The sequence below is a fragment of the Hymenobacter actinosclerus genome (assembly GCF_900111515.1).
GTDB classification, from domain to species: Bacteria; Bacteroidota; Bacteroidia; order Cytophagales; family Hymenobacteraceae; genus Hymenobacter; species Hymenobacter actinosclerus.
Genome location: NZ_FOHS01000006.1, coordinates 21,723 through 35,578 on the forward strand (window position 1 = coordinate 21,723; position 13,856 = coordinate 35,578).

A 13,856-nucleotide genomic window follows, 5' to 3' on the forward strand; every position below is an offset into this window, starting at 1 on the left:
TTACCCACCCTGTTTTCCGCTTCCATTATGGCGCATACCGTCGTTTTTTCGCCCCAGGCTCCCGCTCCCATCGGTCCTTATAGCCAGGCTATCCGGGCTGGCGGCACCGTATACGTTTCGGGCCAGATTGCCCTCGATCCGGCCACCGGCCAGCTTGTGGGCGACGGCGACGTGGCGGCCGAAACCCACCAAGTAATGCGCAATCTGCAGGCCGTCCTGACGGCGGCCGGCCTCTCGATGCGGCACATCGTGAAGTGCAGCATTTTCGTGCAGGACCTCGGCAACTTCGGCCTCATCAACGACATCTACGGCAGCTACTTCGACGCCGACTACGCCCCCGCCCGCGAAACCGTGGAAGTGAGCCGCCTGCCCAAAGACGTGCAGGTAGAAATTTCGTGCGTAGCCGTAGAAGCGTAACCCGTAGCTGTAGCCCAAACTTTAGTCCGTAGTCCGCTGAATCAAACGGCCAACTGTTCGGGCTACAGCTACCTTACCAGCACGGGCCGCTTTATTTTCCGGTTTACAAACTCCACCTCATGCGCGAACTGGGCATCTTCTTGTTTCTGGCCGGGCTGATTGCCATGCTCGCGCCGTATCTGCTGCCGGCCAACTTCCGGTTTCCGCTGCTGGATTGGATTTACGCCTGGGGGCCCACGGTGGCCTGGGTTATCAAGGGCGGCGCGGTGCTGCTCGGACTGGGGCTGTGGCTGGGCTTCCGAAACCGCGAATAATGCGCCGCCCCAGCACCCGCAAGCCCGCGAAAGCTCTGGCCCGGCCCGACTATTTTCCGCCCGAAAACGTGCTTACCCGCGCGCTGCCCCCGGCGTTGGTGGGCCTGCGCGAGTTCGAGCAGTTTCACTTTATCGGCTTCGATTTAAGCCAGGCAAACCTGGCCGGCCGGCGCTTCACCGATTGCCGGTTTGAGAACTGCAACCTGGCCGGAGCTACCCTGGCCGACGCGGGCCTGCAGAATGTGGCCTTCGACGGCTGCAAGCTGCTGGGCCTGCAGTTCACGGCCTGCCGCGACCTGCTGTTCGGCGTCCACTTCGACCGTTGCCAGCTCGATTACGCTTCCTTCGCGGGCAAGCAAATGGCCAATACCCGCTTCGAAGGCTGCTCGCTGCGGGAAGCCGATTTCGCCAATACCGACCTGACCAACGCCGTATTTGCCGACTGCGACCTGCCGGACACCGTGTTTGAGAACACCAAACTGGCCGGCACCGACTTCCGCACCGCCCGCCACCTCCAGCTCGACCCGGCCCTCAACCAGATAAAAGGCGCCCGCTTCGCCCTCGAAAGCCTGCCGGGCCTGCTAACCAAGTTCGGGCTGCTAGTGGAATAAGGTGAAATGGTGAGATGGTGAGTTGATGTTCGGAAAGCCCTTGCAGAGCACCGATACGGAATCACGCCAACTGCGCCGCTAGGGCCCCGGAACATCAACTCACTATTTCACCATCTCACCATTTCACCTTTCGTACCTTTGCGGCGCGGTTTTCACTCCTGACAGTGCCGCGAACCAACTGACTTATGGAAAGAGAAGTACGGGTGCGTTTTGCGCCCAGCCCCACCGGACCGCTGCATATCGGCGGCGTGCGCACCGCGCTGTATAACTATTTACTGGCCCGCAAGCTGGGCGGTAAGATGCTGCTGCGCATCGAAGACACCGACCAGAACCGCTTCGTGCCCGGCGCCGAGCAGTACATCATGGATTCACTGCGCTGGTGCGGCATCGAGATTGACGAAGGCATAGAGCAGGGTGGGCCCCACGCCCCCTACCGCCAGAGCGAGCGGAAACCCATGTACCGCCAGTACGCCGACCAGTTGATCCGGGACGGTTTCGCCTACTACGCCTTTGATACGCCCGAGGAACTGGACGCCATGCGCGCCCGCCTGACGGCCGCCAAGGTGCCCAACCCGCAGTACAACAGCATCACGCGGGCCCAGATGCGCAACTCGCTCACGCTGCCCGCTGAGGAAGTGGAGCAGCTGCTGGCCACCGGCACGCCCTACGTTATCCGCCTGAAGGTGCCCCGCAAGGAGGAAGTCCGCTTCCAGGATTTGATTCGGGGTTGGGTAGTGGTGCATTCGTCGGCTATTGACGATAAGGTGCTGATGAAGTCTGATGGCATGCCGACCTACCATCTGGCCAACATCGTGGACGACCATCTGATGGAAATCACCCACGTTATCCGGGGCGAAGAGTGGCTGCCCTCGGCCCCGCTGCACGTGCTGCTGTACCGCTACCTGGGCTGGGAGGCCACCATGCCGCAGTTTGCCCACCTGCCCCTGCTGCTCAAGCCCGACGGCACCGGCAAGCTCAGCAAGCGCGACGGCGACAAGCTCGGCTTCCCGGTGTTCCCATTGGAATTCCACGGTACCGATGCCGACGGCCAGCCCACCGTGAGCAGCGGCTACCGCGAAAGTGGCTACCTGCCCGAGGCGTTCATCAACTTCCTGGCCTTTTTGGGCTGGAACCCGGGCACTCCCCAGGAGCTGTTTACGATGGACGAGCTGATTGAGAACTTCTCGATTGAGCGCGTAAGCAAGTCGCCGGCCCGCTTCGACCAGAACAAGGTGCGCTGGTACAACGAGCAGTACCTGCGCGCCAAGCCCGACGCCGAGCTGGCCCAGTATCTTATTGAGGACCTGCAAAAGCAGGGCCTCGACGTATCGGCCGACAAAGCCACCCAGATTGCGGCCCTGGTAAAGGAGCGCGCCACCTTCCCGGCCGATCTGGCCAAGGAGGCGCAGCTGTTTTTCGAGCGGCCCGCCAGCTACGACGAGCAGGTAATCAGCAAGAAGTGGAACGCGCCGGTAGCCGCCGCACTGGCCGAGTTTGCCGCCCAGCTGCCCACCGCCGCCGACGCTTCGCCCGACGAAATTAAGGCCTTGCTGACGCAGGTAGTAGAAGGCCAGGGTCTGAAAATCGGGCAGGTGCTCCAGGCATTGCGCGTGGCCGTAACCGGCGCCGCCGCCGGTCCCGACCTGATGCACATCATGCACATCCTGGGCGCCCAGGAAACCGCCGAGCGGATTCAGGCGGCCGTAGCGGCCCTGCCCGTGGCCTAACAGCTCCATTCTATTGGCCTAACGGAAGCCCGCCCGACAAACCGTCGGGCGGGCTTTTGCGTGGTGGGTGGCGGTATATCCTTCGGGCGGAGGCCTGCGTACCTACAGGGCGCGGGCGCTGGGCCGGCGCGCATTGTTTTACCTCCCCCGAACCCGCATCATGGCCAAAAAACCCGCTAAGTCGAAAAGCAAAAAAGAAGAGCCCGAGAAGAAAGCCCGGGTGCATAAGGAGCTGGAAGGCTTCGAAATCAAGGTGAACCCGCTGGGCGAAATCACCTCGAACTACTCCATCGAGGAAATCAATAAGTTCCTAAACCGCCACGTGCGCGACAAAAAGCTGGTGAACCGCGACGGGGCCTTCGGCGAGAAAGACGAGGAGGACGACGACCTGCCACTGGAAGAAGTGGAGGAGTCGGAGGAGGACTTTGTGCGCCGCAGCAGCACCGAGGCCAAGAGCAAAAAACCGAAGGCCAACGCCAAGGGCAAGGAGGTGGACGAAGATGAAGTAACGGACGACGAAGACGAGTAAGCCCGGCGTTTATTCATCTTTCGCTATACTTGAGCTCTCTTTCGCCAACTCGCTAAACCCGCCCCATGCAGTCCCACGAAATCGACTACAAAATCCTCGGCAACGACATTCAGGTGCTCGAAGTAGAGCTCGACCCCAACGAAACGGTGATTGCCGAGGCCGGAGCGATGGTGTACATGAGCGAGGACATTGCCTTCGAAACCAAGATGGGCGACGGCTCGGAAATGAACCAGGGGCTGATGGGTAAGCTGTTTTCGGCCGGTACGCGGTTGCTCACGGGCGAGTCGCTGTTCATGACCCACTTCACACACCGGGGTGGCTCGGGCAAGGCGCACGTGGCCTTTTCGGCCCCCTACCCCGGCACCATCATCGCGCTGGACTTGCGCGAGTTGCCTCAGGGCCTGATTGTGCAAAAGGACGGATTTCTGGCCGCGGCCCGGGGCACCAAGCTTAGCCTGCATCTGAACTCGAAACTGGGCGCGGGCTTTTTCGGGGGCGAAGGCTTTATCCTGCAGAAAATAACCGGCGACGGTCGGGCCTTCGTGCATGCCGGCGGTACCATCATCGAGAAGCACCTGCACAACGAGCTGCTGCGCGTGGATACCGGCTGCGTGGTGGCCTTCGAGCCGGGCATTGACTTCAGCATCGCCCGCGCCGGGGGCCTCAAATCCATGATTTTTGGCGGCGAGGGCCTGATGCTGGCCACGTTGCGCGGCACCGGCCGGGTCTGGCTGCAGTCGATGCCGGTGAAAAAGCTTATCCAGGCCCTGGCTCCCAGCGGCGGCAATGCCCGCAAGGAAAGCGGCGGCATGCTCGGCGGCCTGGTGAACGGCATCCTGGACGAGTAATCCGGTTTGGCGCTAGTGCCTCCAGAGCGCTGCCAGCCGGGGCAGTTCGGGTATTACCCGGCCATTCCAAAGGCAATAACTCCCAGACTGATTAGCAGGGCCATCATAATTATGCCCAGTATTCCGGCCGTAATGTAATTGGCCCGCTCCTCCGCCTTCTTGTTGGCCTCCAGGCGAACATAGCTGTTGGAGCGCCGACGACGACGGCCGGAAGTAGCAACAGTATCGAGTGTAGCAGTAGACATGGTGGGAGCGTAGGTTGGAATTCAAGTCAGTGCGGAGCGAAATATAGGTTTTTATCCGCTTATAATGCAAAGCCGACTGCCATAAAAGAACTCGGCCAGCTGGCAGCAACGCCTCCTAACATACGCGCTACGTTACGGTAACGGATTTTCAGGCCTGGTAACTGCCTTGGCAGCTCTCGGCGCAATTATCCTATTTTACTGGTATCCAGGGATGCTCAGCGGCCTATCGGCGTTAGTGGTGTGCCTACACGAATTCCATCACGGTAGTACTCCGACGGTAACGGCCGGCCCGTCGCATCGTAGCAGCGCCACTCGCCAAACCAGAAAAACCGGTCGAGGGTGGCGGTAGACTGAAAGCGGGCGCGCCCCTTTTTTGCAACCTGGCCGTTGGGATGGTACACGGTCAGCGTGATAAGGCCGGCGGGCCAGCGGTGGAATCGTTCGGTGCGCTCTGGTAGGCCGGTAGCACTGAAATATTGCCAGCGCCCCACCTCGCGACCATGACGGTAGCGGCCCTTGTTTAGTATATGCTGTTGTTGCGCATCGAGATAGACGCGCCAGGGGCCGTGGCGCAGCTCCTGCTGGTCGAAACGGTTGCGCGACCAGAAGCAGATGGGCCGAAAGGCGCAGCCGCCCAGCATAAGCAACATGATGCTTAAGACCAGGATTCGCAGAAGCAATAAACGCATGGCAGGGAAAGTAGAGTCCTGCCGACAGTTACAACTAATTATTTAGTTGCGAAAGAATTTCGTCGAGAAGCTCGCGGGAGTTGCTCAGGCGGGGCACCTTGTGCTGCCCGCCCAGCTTACCCCGGCTGGCCAGCCAGCGCCCAAACGTGCCAGCCGGGGCCACCGTGAGCGTGGGCGCTGTGAGGGCCAGGTCGCGGTGGCGCTTGGCGTCGTAGTCGGAGTTGAGCTGGCGCAGCGTATTGTCGAGCACGGCCGTGAAGTGGGCCGGGTCGGCGGGCGGGCGGGTGAACTCGATGAGCCACTGGTGGCTGCCGCGGGAGCTGCCGGGCCCCTCGGCAAAGTAGATGGGCGCGGCCGTGTAGTCGCCCACGGTGGTGCCCGTGGCGTGGCAGGCGGCGGCCAGAGCGGCATCGGCGTGTTCAATCACCACCTCTTCGCCGAAGGCATTGAGAAAGTGCTTGGTGCGCCCGCAGATGCGGATGCGGTAGGGCGCCAGGCTGGTAAAGCGCACCGTGTCGCCGATTTTGTAGCGCCACAGGCCGGCGTTAGTACTGATGAGCAACGCGTACGTGCGGCCCAATTCCACCTGCTCCAGCCCGATGGCCTGGGGCTCGGCCTCGCCCCACTGGCTCTGGGGCAGAAATTCGTAGTAAATGCCGTGGTTGAGCAGCAGTAGCAGGTCTTCCGAGTCGGGCTCGTCCTGCAGGGCCAGGTAGCCCTCGGAGGCGTTATAGATTTCGAGGTAGTGCATCTGCGGGCTCGGAATGAGCTGGCGGAACAGCTCGCGGTATGGTCCGAACGCCACCGCCCCGTGCAGAAACAGGCCCAGCCGGGGCCAGACGGCGTGCAGGTCGTCGGTGCCGGCCAGCTCCCGCACCCGGCGCAGCAGCACAATCATCCAGGTGGGTACGCCGGCCAGCACCCGCACATCGGCCTGCATCACGTGGCGGGCGATGCGCTCAATTTTGTCTTCCCACTCATCGAGCAGAGCCAGCTCCAGCGGCGGGGTGCGGATGAATTCGGCCCAGGCGGGCAGGTGCTGCATAATCACGGCCGATATGTCGCCGGCCCGCGAGTCGGGGGCTTCGGGGCGGAGCGGGTTGGGGCCATGGGTGCCGCCGAGCGAAAGGGTTTTGCCGCCCAGTACGTTGTGGGCGGGGTAGTGCAGCGTGGCCAGGGCCGTCATGTCGCGGCCGGCGCGGTAGTGGCCCTCGTGCAGGGCCTCGCGGGTGACGGGAATGTACTTGCTGCGGGCGTTGGTAGTGCCGCTGCTCTTGGCAAACCACTGCACCCGGCCGGGCCACAGCACATCGGCCTCGCCCAGCAGCACCCGCTCCAGCTGCGGGTACAGCTCCTCGTAGCTGCTGACGGGCACGCGCTGGGCAAACTCGCGGGCCGAGGGGGCGTCGGCGTAGCCGTAGCGGCGGCCCCAGTCGGTGGCGCGGGCAGTATGCAGCAGCTGCCGGTACAGCTGCTGCTGCACCTCGTGCGGGTGACGGCGGAAATGCTCGATGCTGGCCAGCCGGCGCTGCACGGCCCAGGTCAGTACGGTGCCAATCATATTTTTCAGGGGGCTTAGGAAGCAAAATTCAGAAAATGGGGCGTAACTTCTTGTTATGCAACCAGCTAACCGCTATTATAAGTGCAGCAAAATTTCGGAGGTCAAATTTCGCTACTTGCTGCGCCTATTTGCGTTGGATTTGACGGCCTCAGATACGGCCCGACTCACGGGCTTGAGCGTGCGGGCCGTCAATGACATCTACCTGCTGCTGCGCCACCGGCTCCTGGCCTGGAGCCCCGTGCCAGCTGAGCTTGGCGGGGCGGTCGAACTCGATGAGAGCTACTTCGGTCCGCGTCGGGTACGCGGCAAACGGGGCCGCGGAGCCAGCGGCAAAACCATCGTCTTCGGCTTGTTCAAACGCGGCGGGCAGGTGTACACGGAAATCGTGCCCGACTGCTCGAAAAAGACCTTGCAGGCCATTATACGGGGCAAAATCGACGTGGCCGCGATGGTCAACACTGACGGCTGGCGCGGTTACGACGGGCTGGTGGACGTGGGCTTTGACCGACATTTTCGCGTCCGCCACGGCCAAGATGAATTCGTGGGCGGCGCTTCGCACATCAACGGCATTGAGTCCTTCTGGAGTTTCGCCAAAGCCCGCCTTCAGCAGTTCAAGGGCGTACCCAAGCACACCTTTTTGCTGCATTTGAAAGAGTCTGAATTTCGCTTCAATCATCGCTACGAGGACCTCTATAAATTGCTCCTTAAATTACTTCGTCAACAGCCTCTTTAATTGAGTTTGCTTCCTAAGCCCCTTTTCAGTTGCCAGGGATGAGTTGCCCGTGTCGGGTTGCCAGTAAAGAACGTCATTCAGAGCGAAGCGAAGAATCTCGCGTGCTACCGTTGAACAACTCCTGCAACGGTAGCACGCGAGATTCTTCGCTTCGATCTGAATGACGTTCTTTACTGGCAACCCGACACTGAAATTACACTTTGCGCTTCAGCTCGAAATGCTTGCCCAGGTACACGCGGCGCACCATTTCGTCAGAAGCCAGCTCTTCGGCGGTGCCGGCTTTGAGCAGTTTGCCTTCGAAGAGCAGGTAGGCGCGGTCGACGATGGCCAGGGTCGAGTTTACGTCGTGGTCGGTGATGAGGATGCCGATGTTGCGGTGCTTGAGCCGGGCCACGATGCTCTGGATTTCCTCCGTCGCAATCGGGTCGACGCCGGCGAAGGGCTCGTCGAGGAGCACGAATTTGGGGTCGACGGCCAGGGCGCGGGCAATTTCGGTGCGCCGCCGCTCGCCGCCGCTCAGCACCCGGCCCAGGTTTTTGCGCACGTGCGTCAGGCTGAACTCGTTGAGCAGCTCCTCCACCTTGTCGCGCTGGGCCTGCTTGGGCATGTCGGTCATTTCCAGCACGGCCAGAATATTTTCCTCCACGCTCAGGTCGCGGAACACGCTGGCCTCCTGAGCCAGATAGCCGATTCCGAGGCGGGCGCGCTGGTAAATAGGCATTTTGGTGATTTCCTGGTCATCGAGAAACACCCGCCCACCGTCGGGCTTCACCATGCCCACCGTCATGTAGAACGAAGTGGTTTTGCCCGCGCCGTTGGGCCCGAGCAGGCCCACAATCTCGCCCTGCTCCACGTGCAGGCTCATGTCGTTGACGACCGTGCGAGCTTTGTACTTCTTTACCAGGTGTTCAGCGCGGAGAACCATGTTGGGGGGAGGTATGATGGGATATCGTTGGTAAAAGCACCGTGTCATGCTGAGCACAGCCGAAGCATCTCTACCGCGATACTAACACTGGCGTTGAGTCAGCACCACAGAGAAGCGGTAGAGATGCTTCGGCTGCGCTCAGCATGACGTCCTATTTGGCTCCATGCCCTACCCCTTCAGCAGCGCGCTCTGGAGCTGCTGTTGGGCCGGTGTGGGCGTGGGCAGGGTTTCAACCAGGTTCTTCACTTGCACTTCGAACTCGCGGGGCACGGCCTCGCGCTCCTGCTCCGGGCCTTTGCCGTGCCGGAACTTCAGGCGCACGGCGGCGGCCGTGGCGGACTCTACCACGGGGCGCAGCAGCTGCTCGGCGTTCTGCATGGTCAGGGCCTGGCCATCCACGGCCAGTATCACATCACCCTCGGCCAGGCCGAAGGTGTTCTGGTCGGCCTGGGTCTGGGCGGCGCGGAACTGGTTTAGGCTCTGGTCGTAGGCGAAGCCCAGCTTGCCGAAGGCCTTGATGCGCGCCGGGCCCGTGGGCTGGTAGCGCCAGCCCATTTTGCCGAAGTACTCGGCCAGCGGCAGCGGCTCGGCGCCCTGCACGTAGCGGCGGAAGAAGGTGCCGATTTCGGGGCTGGTGAGGGCCACGATTTCGGGGATGAGTGCGTCGTCGTCGAACGAGCGGGTGGGGCCGTACTTCTCGCGCAGGGCCAGCAGCACGTCGCGCAGGGTCTGGCGGCCCTGGCTCAGCTCGCGCAGCCGGATATCGAGCAGCAACCCCAGCAGCGCGCCCTTATTGTACACGTTTTCATACATGTCCTTGTAGGGCGGCTCCAGAATCCGGCGGCTCATCTCGGTGAAGGAAACCGGCGGGCCGTAGGTGTCGGCCTTGTCGATTTTGGCCTTCATGCGGGCCTGGAATTCGGCGGGCGAAATCATGCCGGCCTGCACCTGCACCTGCTGGGCTACGTATTCGGTTACGCCCTCATACAGCCACAGGTGCTGCGACATTTTGGGGCTCCGGAAGTCGAAGTCGCCGATTTCGCGCGAGTGGATGTTGAGCGGGGCCAGCATGTGCAGGAACTCGTGCGAGGCCACCTCCAGCACCATGCTCTGCAGACGTGCCGGGTCAGGAATTTCGGGCAGGAAGTAGAGCGAGGAGTAGCTGTGCTCCATGGCCCCGTAGCCGCCCTTCTCGCTGCTGAGCGGTGAATCGAGGCTGGGGAAGTAGAACAGAAACTGGTAGCGCGGCACCGGCATCCGGCCAAAATACCTGGTTAAAGCCTCCGACATGGGCCGCAGCATCCGGCTGATATCGGCCGCCTTCACGGCCCCGGTTTCCGACAATACGGCTACCGAAATGCGGGCTCCGCCGGTGCTGAAGCTGGCCGTATCGGGCCGGGCATACAGCACGGGGCCGTCGGCCAGCGTCACGTAGTCGGGGGCCGTGAGCACGTCGCGGGTGGCCGACTCGCGGCGCACGGGCAGCGCGGTGGCCCCGTACAGGTCGGCCGGTTTCTCAATCTGCACCTCGTAGGGCTGCAGCTTGTAGCCCTCAAAGTAGCCGTAGAAACCGTAGTGGTTGAGCGTGAAGTTGCGGCCGGCGTCGATGTTGGTTCCTCCCGGCTGGAAGATGAACTGGTCGTCCTGTTTGGCATCCCAGGTATCGTCCACCAGGTATTCGAGTCGGGCCAGCTGGCGGGCGTTGCTGATGATGAACAGGTTGGGCCCGTTGTTCTTCACCTTCAGGGCCTTGCCATTCTTATCGAAGGCCTTGAAGCCCGTCACGAAGCGGCCATAATCCTTTTTAGAGTACGAGCCGGGCACCACCGCGGGCATCACGTAGGTGGCCTGCTCCTCCTGGATAACGGGCGTCTGGATGACCACCTTCACCCGGTCGTTGGCCACGCGGGCAAAATCGAGGGTAATGCGGTAACCGGCGGGCTGCTGGGCCAGGGCCACCGGGGCCGCGGCCAGCGTCAGGCCAAGGGCCAGGGGCAGAAATTTCATCAGTGTAAAAAGCAATAAGGCTAGATGGCTAACGCCCTCACGAAGGTACGTAGTGTATGAACGTCATTCAGAGCGCAGCGAAGAATCTCGCGGGCTGACGTTGGATTACTGTGGCAACATCAGCCCGCGAGATTCTTCGCTGCGCTCTGAATGACGTTCCTTTGCATCTTATCCGGACCCAATGAACCTTAAAGAACCCGCCCGCCTCGTGCTGGCCCTGTTTTTCCTCACCGCGGGCCTGATGCACTTTCTGCGGCCCGATGGGTTCGTGCGCATCGTGCCACCCTATTTGCCCCATCCGCTGCTGTTGGTGCAACTCAGTGGCGCGGCCGAAATAGCCGGGGCGCTGGGTTTGCTGGTGCCCGCCACCCGCCGCTGGGCCACCTGGGGCCTGCTGGCACTGCTGGTGGCCGTATTTCCGGCCAACGTGTACATGCTACAAACTGGCGGCGCGGGCATGCCAGTACCCACCTGGGCATTGTGGCTGCGCCTGCCGTTGCAGCTGGTGCTGATGGCCTGGGTGTGGTGGTGCGGGCGGGAAAGCATCAAAAAACAGCTATAGCTGATTTTTATTATTCTACTCGCCAGCTATTTATACAGCGCGTAGTGCGTGGCACGCCAACTGCTGCGGGAACGGCGCTTTTTTTGCAGCCCCGCGCTTTCCGCTGCTTTCCACTTTACCGCCTTTCTATGCCCGCTAAATCTTTACTGCTTGGTCTGCTCCTGATTGGCTCGGTGCAGGCTTCCGCGCAGGTAGTTACCGATGGCCCCCGCGCCACTGCCGCCCGCGACTCGCTGCTGCAGGCCGCCACCAGCTTCCGGGCGCGACTTGAGGCCCAGACCGGCCGCATTAAAACCCAGGCCCCGCGGGCGGGTAAACGCCGGCAACTCCTCACGGGCTACGCCGCCGAAGATGCGAAACGGCCCCTCTGGCAAATCAAGCGCATATTTTTCTTCAACGGTAATATTGAAGAGGTTTTCACCGCCTATACTTACGGCACGACCAGCATGCGGCAGCGGACGGTGAACGGGCAGCTTACCTACCTCCGGCTGGACTACAGCACGGGCAAACTGGCCGGCGCAGCAACCGCTCAAGCCGTTGAGTATGGCGAGTACCTGCCCGCCAACTACCTCCGCTGGAAGAAGACGCAGTATCTCTTGCCAACAACCATAAAATAGCCGCGCCCAACCGGCTGGCTTACGCAGCTACTGCCGGGCTTAACGCTACGAGCCGCCCGAACGAGCACTCCGGGATACCCCCCAGGACGCTCGTTCGGGCGGCTCGGGGCGTTAAGCCTGGCAGCTTCTCAGTTAGCAGTCAGCGCAGTTGCCAAATCGTTTTCCCACCGGATGTCCTTCAGTTTGAGCTGCAATGATTTCACGCCGCGGTACTCATTGATTTCGATGTTGTAGCAGGCACTGAACGGCTCGCCTCCCCGGATGCGCTCAAAATGGTCGCCCATGCCGAAGCCGATGGCTTCGAGGCGGTGGCGGCCGCCGTTTTGAGTGAGGGCGAGCTTGAGGTGGGAGTTGCCCACGATGCGCAGCGAGTCGGGGGCGGCGGTCAGGTTTTCGGAGGCAAACACCGGGTTGGGGTTGCCGGGACCGAAGGGCTCCATCTGGCTCAGCAGCTTATAGAACGAGGGCGTGATGTCGCTCAGGGCAATTGTACCGTCGATATCGACGGGCGGGATGAGCTGCTCGGGCCGGATGCGGCCGGCCACGATGCGTTCGAACTTCTGCTGAAACAGGGCCACGTTTTCGAGCGGCAGCGTGAGGCCGGCGGCGTACATGTGGCCCCCGAACTGGTCGAGCAGCTCGGCGCACTCCTCAATGGCCTGGTGCACGTCAAACCCCACCACCGAGCGGGCCGAGCCGGTGGCCTTGCCGTTGCTTTCGGTGAGGATAATGGTGGGCCGGTAGTACTTATCGATGCAGCGCGAGGCCACGATGCCCACCACGCCCTTGTGCCAGTCGGGCTTAAAGAGCACGGTGCTGCTGGCGGTCTGCAGCGCGGCATCGTCCTCAATCATGGCCAGCGCCTCCTTCGTGATGCTGGTATCGAAGCCACGGCGCTCCTGGTTGGTTTTGTCGACTACGCCGGCCTTTTCCTTAGCGGCGTCGGCGGTGTCGGCCAGCAGCATGGCCACGGCGCGCTTGGCGTCGCCCATGCGGCCGGCGGCGTTGATGCGGGGCGAGAAGCCGAACACGAGGCTGGTCACGTTGAGCTCGGTGTCGCGCAGGCCGGCCAGCTCGCGCAGGGCCTCGAAACCGGGCCGCTGGGCCCGGGCGCGGTCGTTGAGCAGGCGCAGGCCGTGGAAGGCCAGCGTGCGGTTCTCGCCGTTGATGGGCACAATGTCGGCGGCGATGCTCACCGCCACCAGGTCCAGCAACTCGTAGAGGTCATCCTCGGGCAGGCCCTGGTGCTCGGTGAAGGCCTGCATCAGCTTGAAGCCCACGCCGCAGCCGCAAAGCTCCTTGAACGGGTAGTCGCAGTCGGCGCGCTTGGGGTCGAGCACGGCCACGGCGGCCGGCAGCTCGGCGCCCGGCAAGTGGTGGTCGCAGATGATGAAGTCGACGCCCCGCTCGTTGGCGTAGGCCACCTTGTCGACCGATTTCACCCCGCAGTCGAGGGCAATGATGAGCTGGAACTTGTTCTCCTGGGCGAAATCAATACCGGCCTCCGACACGCCATAGCCCTCCTTGTAGCGGTCGGGAATGTAGTATTCGATGCGAGCCGGCCCGAAAAAGCGGAGCAGGTAGCTGTAGACCAGCGCCACCGAGGTCGTGCCGTCCACGTCATAGTCGCCGTACACCAGTACCCGTTCGCCGTCGTGCAACGCCCGTACCAGCCGGGCCACGGCGCGGTCCATGTCGCGCATCAGCAGCGGGTCATGCAGCTGGCTCAGGTCGGGCCGGAAGTAGCTGCGGGCCAGCTCGAAGGTACTGATTCCGCGCTGGCACAGCAGCCGCACAATGGCCTCGTTCACCCCCAGCGCCTGGGTCAGCTGTGCCACCTGCTCAGGAGCGGGCGCGTCCTTCCGAATCCATCGTTTCTTAATCACAGATGTTGCAGATGTTGCAGATGAAAGGGATGCAGGCGAACCGTTCAGCGGGCCGCAGCCGCAACGCAGGCTATCAAAAGTACCCAAAGGATCACGGATTAGCACGGATTTTAGCGGATTTCACGGATTTTGTAGCCGGGCCGTTGAACGGTGCGGTAGCACTATCGATTTGAGGCCGTCTACGA

The 13,856-nt window shown here is 62.1% G+C and carries 15 protein-coding genes; 9 read left to right on the top strand and 6 right to left on the bottom strand.

Annotated elements, in window-relative coordinates; translation table 11 throughout:
- Positions 1 to 27 precede the first annotated feature (27 nt).
- From BMY67_RS17090 to BMY67_RS17115, 6 genes are all read left to right on the top strand, one after another.
- On the top strand, positions 28 to 417 hold the full coding sequence (locus BMY67_RS17090) for a RidA family protein (RefSeq protein ID WP_092773942.1): 390 nt from the start codon (positions 28 to 30) through the stop codon (positions 415 to 417).
- Positions 418 to 536: 119 nt separating this feature from the next.
- The gene (locus tag BMY67_RS17095; protein WP_092773944.1) at positions 537 to 731 is read left to right on the top strand and encodes a hypothetical protein; all 195 of its coding nucleotides are present in this window, start codon (positions 537 to 539) and stop codon (positions 729 to 731) included.
- On the top strand, positions 731 to 1,342 hold the full coding sequence (locus BMY67_RS17100) for a pentapeptide repeat-containing protein (RefSeq protein WP_092773946.1): 612 nt from the start codon (positions 731 to 733) through the stop codon (positions 1,340 to 1,342). The genes BMY67_RS17095 and BMY67_RS17100 overlap by 1 nt, the downstream gene beginning before the upstream one ends.
- Positions 1,343 to 1,527: 185 nt before the next feature.
- Positions 1,528 to 3,069: a glutamate--tRNA ligase gene (gene gltX, locus BMY67_RS17105; RefSeq protein WP_092773948.1), complete on the top strand. Its 1,542-nt coding sequence runs from the start codon at positions 1,528 to 1,530 to the stop codon at positions 3,067 to 3,069.
- A gap of 160 nt (positions 3,070 to 3,229) precedes the next feature.
- Entirely contained in the window at positions 3,230 to 3,598 is a 369-nt protein-coding gene (locus BMY67_RS19425; RefSeq protein ID WP_177189904.1) for a hypothetical protein, read from the top strand.
- A 65-nt stretch (positions 3,599 to 3,663) separates the two neighbouring features.
- Positions 3,664 to 4,446 carry a TIGR00266 family protein gene (locus BMY67_RS17115; RefSeq protein ID WP_092773950.1) on the top strand — a complete coding sequence of 261 codons (783 nt, stop codon included), beginning with the start codon at positions 3,664 to 3,666 and terminating at the stop codon, positions 4,444 to 4,446.
- Positions 4,447 to 4,499: 53 nt separating this feature from the next.
- Here the strand turns inward: BMY67_RS17115 and BMY67_RS17120 are convergent, their stop codons facing one another.
- From BMY67_RS17120 to BMY67_RS17130, 3 genes are all read right to left on the bottom strand, one after another.
- Positions 4,500 to 4,691 (bottom strand): hypothetical protein, encoded by a 192-nt coding sequence (locus tag BMY67_RS17120; protein ID WP_092773952.1) that lies wholly within the window; start codon positions 4,689 to 4,691, stop codon positions 4,500 to 4,502.
- A gap of 215 nt (positions 4,692 to 4,906) precedes the next feature.
- Positions 4,907 to 5,380 (bottom strand): toxin-antitoxin system YwqK family antitoxin, encoded by a 474-nt coding sequence (locus BMY67_RS17125; protein WP_092773954.1) that lies wholly within the window; start codon positions 5,378 to 5,380, stop codon positions 4,907 to 4,909.
- Positions 5,381 to 5,414: 34 nt separating this feature from the next.
- Positions 5,415 to 6,941, bottom strand: coding sequence for a GH3 auxin-responsive promoter family protein (locus BMY67_RS17130; RefSeq protein WP_092773956.1), 1,527 nt, complete (start codon positions 6,939 to 6,941; stop codon positions 5,415 to 5,417).
- Between the two features lie 55 nt (positions 6,942 to 6,996).
- Here BMY67_RS17130 and BMY67_RS17135 point away from each other — a divergent pair, with 55 nt between their 5' ends.
- Complete coding sequence (locus tag BMY67_RS17135; protein ID WP_092773958.1) at positions 6,997 to 7,674, top strand: IS1595 family transposase; 678 nt, start codon at positions 6,997 to 6,999, stop codon at positions 7,672 to 7,674.
- A gap of 193 nt (positions 7,675 to 7,867) precedes the next feature.
- Here BMY67_RS17135 and lptB read toward each other — a convergent pair whose 3' ends face one another.
- Positions 7,868 to 8,599: an LPS export ABC transporter ATP-binding protein gene (gene lptB, locus BMY67_RS17140; protein WP_092773960.1), complete on the bottom strand. Its 732-nt coding sequence runs from the start codon at positions 8,597 to 8,599 to the stop codon at positions 7,868 to 7,870.
- 168 nt (positions 8,600 to 8,767) lie between these two features.
- Positions 8,768 to 10,606, bottom strand: coding sequence for a M61 family metallopeptidase (locus BMY67_RS17145; protein ID WP_092773962.1), 1,839 nt, complete (start codon positions 10,604 to 10,606; stop codon positions 8,768 to 8,770).
- 181 nt (positions 10,607 to 10,787) lie between these two features.
- On the opposite strand from BMY67_RS17145, the gene BMY67_RS17150 reads away from it, so the two are divergent.
- Together BMY67_RS17150 and BMY67_RS17155 are read left to right on the top strand one after the other, a co-directional pair.
- Complete coding sequence (locus BMY67_RS17150; protein WP_092773964.1) at positions 10,788 to 11,168, top strand: DoxX family protein; 381 nt, start codon at positions 10,788 to 10,790, stop codon at positions 11,166 to 11,168.
- Between the two features lie 128 nt (positions 11,169 to 11,296).
- A complete protein-coding gene (locus BMY67_RS17155) occupies positions 11,297 to 11,785 on the top strand; it encodes a hypothetical protein (protein WP_092773966.1) in 489 nt (162 codons plus the stop codon).
- Between the two features lie 128 nt (positions 11,786 to 11,913).
- Here BMY67_RS17155 and recJ read toward each other — a convergent pair whose 3' ends face one another.
- Positions 11,914 to 13,671, bottom strand: coding sequence for a single-stranded-DNA-specific exonuclease RecJ (recJ, locus tag BMY67_RS17160; protein WP_394333379.1), 1,758 nt, complete (start codon positions 13,669 to 13,671; stop codon positions 11,914 to 11,916).
- Between the last annotated feature and the right edge of the window lie 185 nt (positions 13,672 to 13,856).

Coding starts and splice junctions, on each gene's coding strand:
- BMY67_RS17090 (WP_092773942.1), top strand. CDS start 28: ATGGCGCATACCGTCGTTTTTTCGCCCCAGGCTCCCGCTCCCATCGGT.
- BMY67_RS17095 (WP_092773944.1), top strand. CDS start 537: ATGCGCGAACTGGGCATCTTCTTGTTTCTGGCCGGGCTGATTGCCATG.
- BMY67_RS17100 (WP_092773946.1), top strand. CDS start 731: ATGCGCCGCCCCAGCACCCGCAAGCCCGCGAAAGCTCTGGCCCGGCCC.
- gltX (WP_092773948.1), top strand. CDS start 1,528: ATGGAAAGAGAAGTACGGGTGCGTTTTGCGCCCAGCCCCACCGGACCG.
- BMY67_RS19425 (WP_177189904.1), top strand. CDS start 3,230: ATGGCCAAAAAACCCGCTAAGTCGAAAAGCAAAAAAGAAGAGCCCGAG.
- BMY67_RS17115 (WP_092773950.1), top strand. CDS start 3,664: ATGCAGTCCCACGAAATCGACTACAAAATCCTCGGCAACGACATTCAG.
- BMY67_RS17120 (WP_092773952.1), bottom strand. CDS start 4,691: ATGTCTACTGCTACACTCGATACTGTTGCTACTTCCGGCCGTCGTCGT.
- BMY67_RS17125 (WP_092773954.1), bottom strand. CDS start 5,380: ATGCGTTTATTGCTTCTGCGAATCCTGGTCTTAAGCATCATGTTGCTT.
- BMY67_RS17130 (WP_092773956.1), bottom strand. CDS start 6,941: ATGATTGGCACCGTACTGACCTGGGCCGTGCAGCGCCGGCTGGCCAGC.
- BMY67_RS17135 (WP_092773958.1), top strand. CDS start 6,997: ATGCAACCAGCTAACCGCTATTATAAGTGCAGCAAAATTTCGGAGGTC.
- lptB (WP_092773960.1), bottom strand. CDS start 8,599: ATGGTTCTCCGCGCTGAACACCTGGTAAAGAAGTACAAAGCTCGCACG.
- BMY67_RS17145 (WP_092773962.1), bottom strand. CDS start 10,606: ATGAAATTTCTGCCCCTGGCCCTTGGCCTGACGCTGGCCGCGGCCCCG.
- BMY67_RS17150 (WP_092773964.1), top strand. CDS start 10,788: ATGAACCTTAAAGAACCCGCCCGCCTCGTGCTGGCCCTGTTTTTCCTC.
- BMY67_RS17155 (WP_092773966.1), top strand. CDS start 11,297: ATGCCCGCTAAATCTTTACTGCTTGGTCTGCTCCTGATTGGCTCGGTG.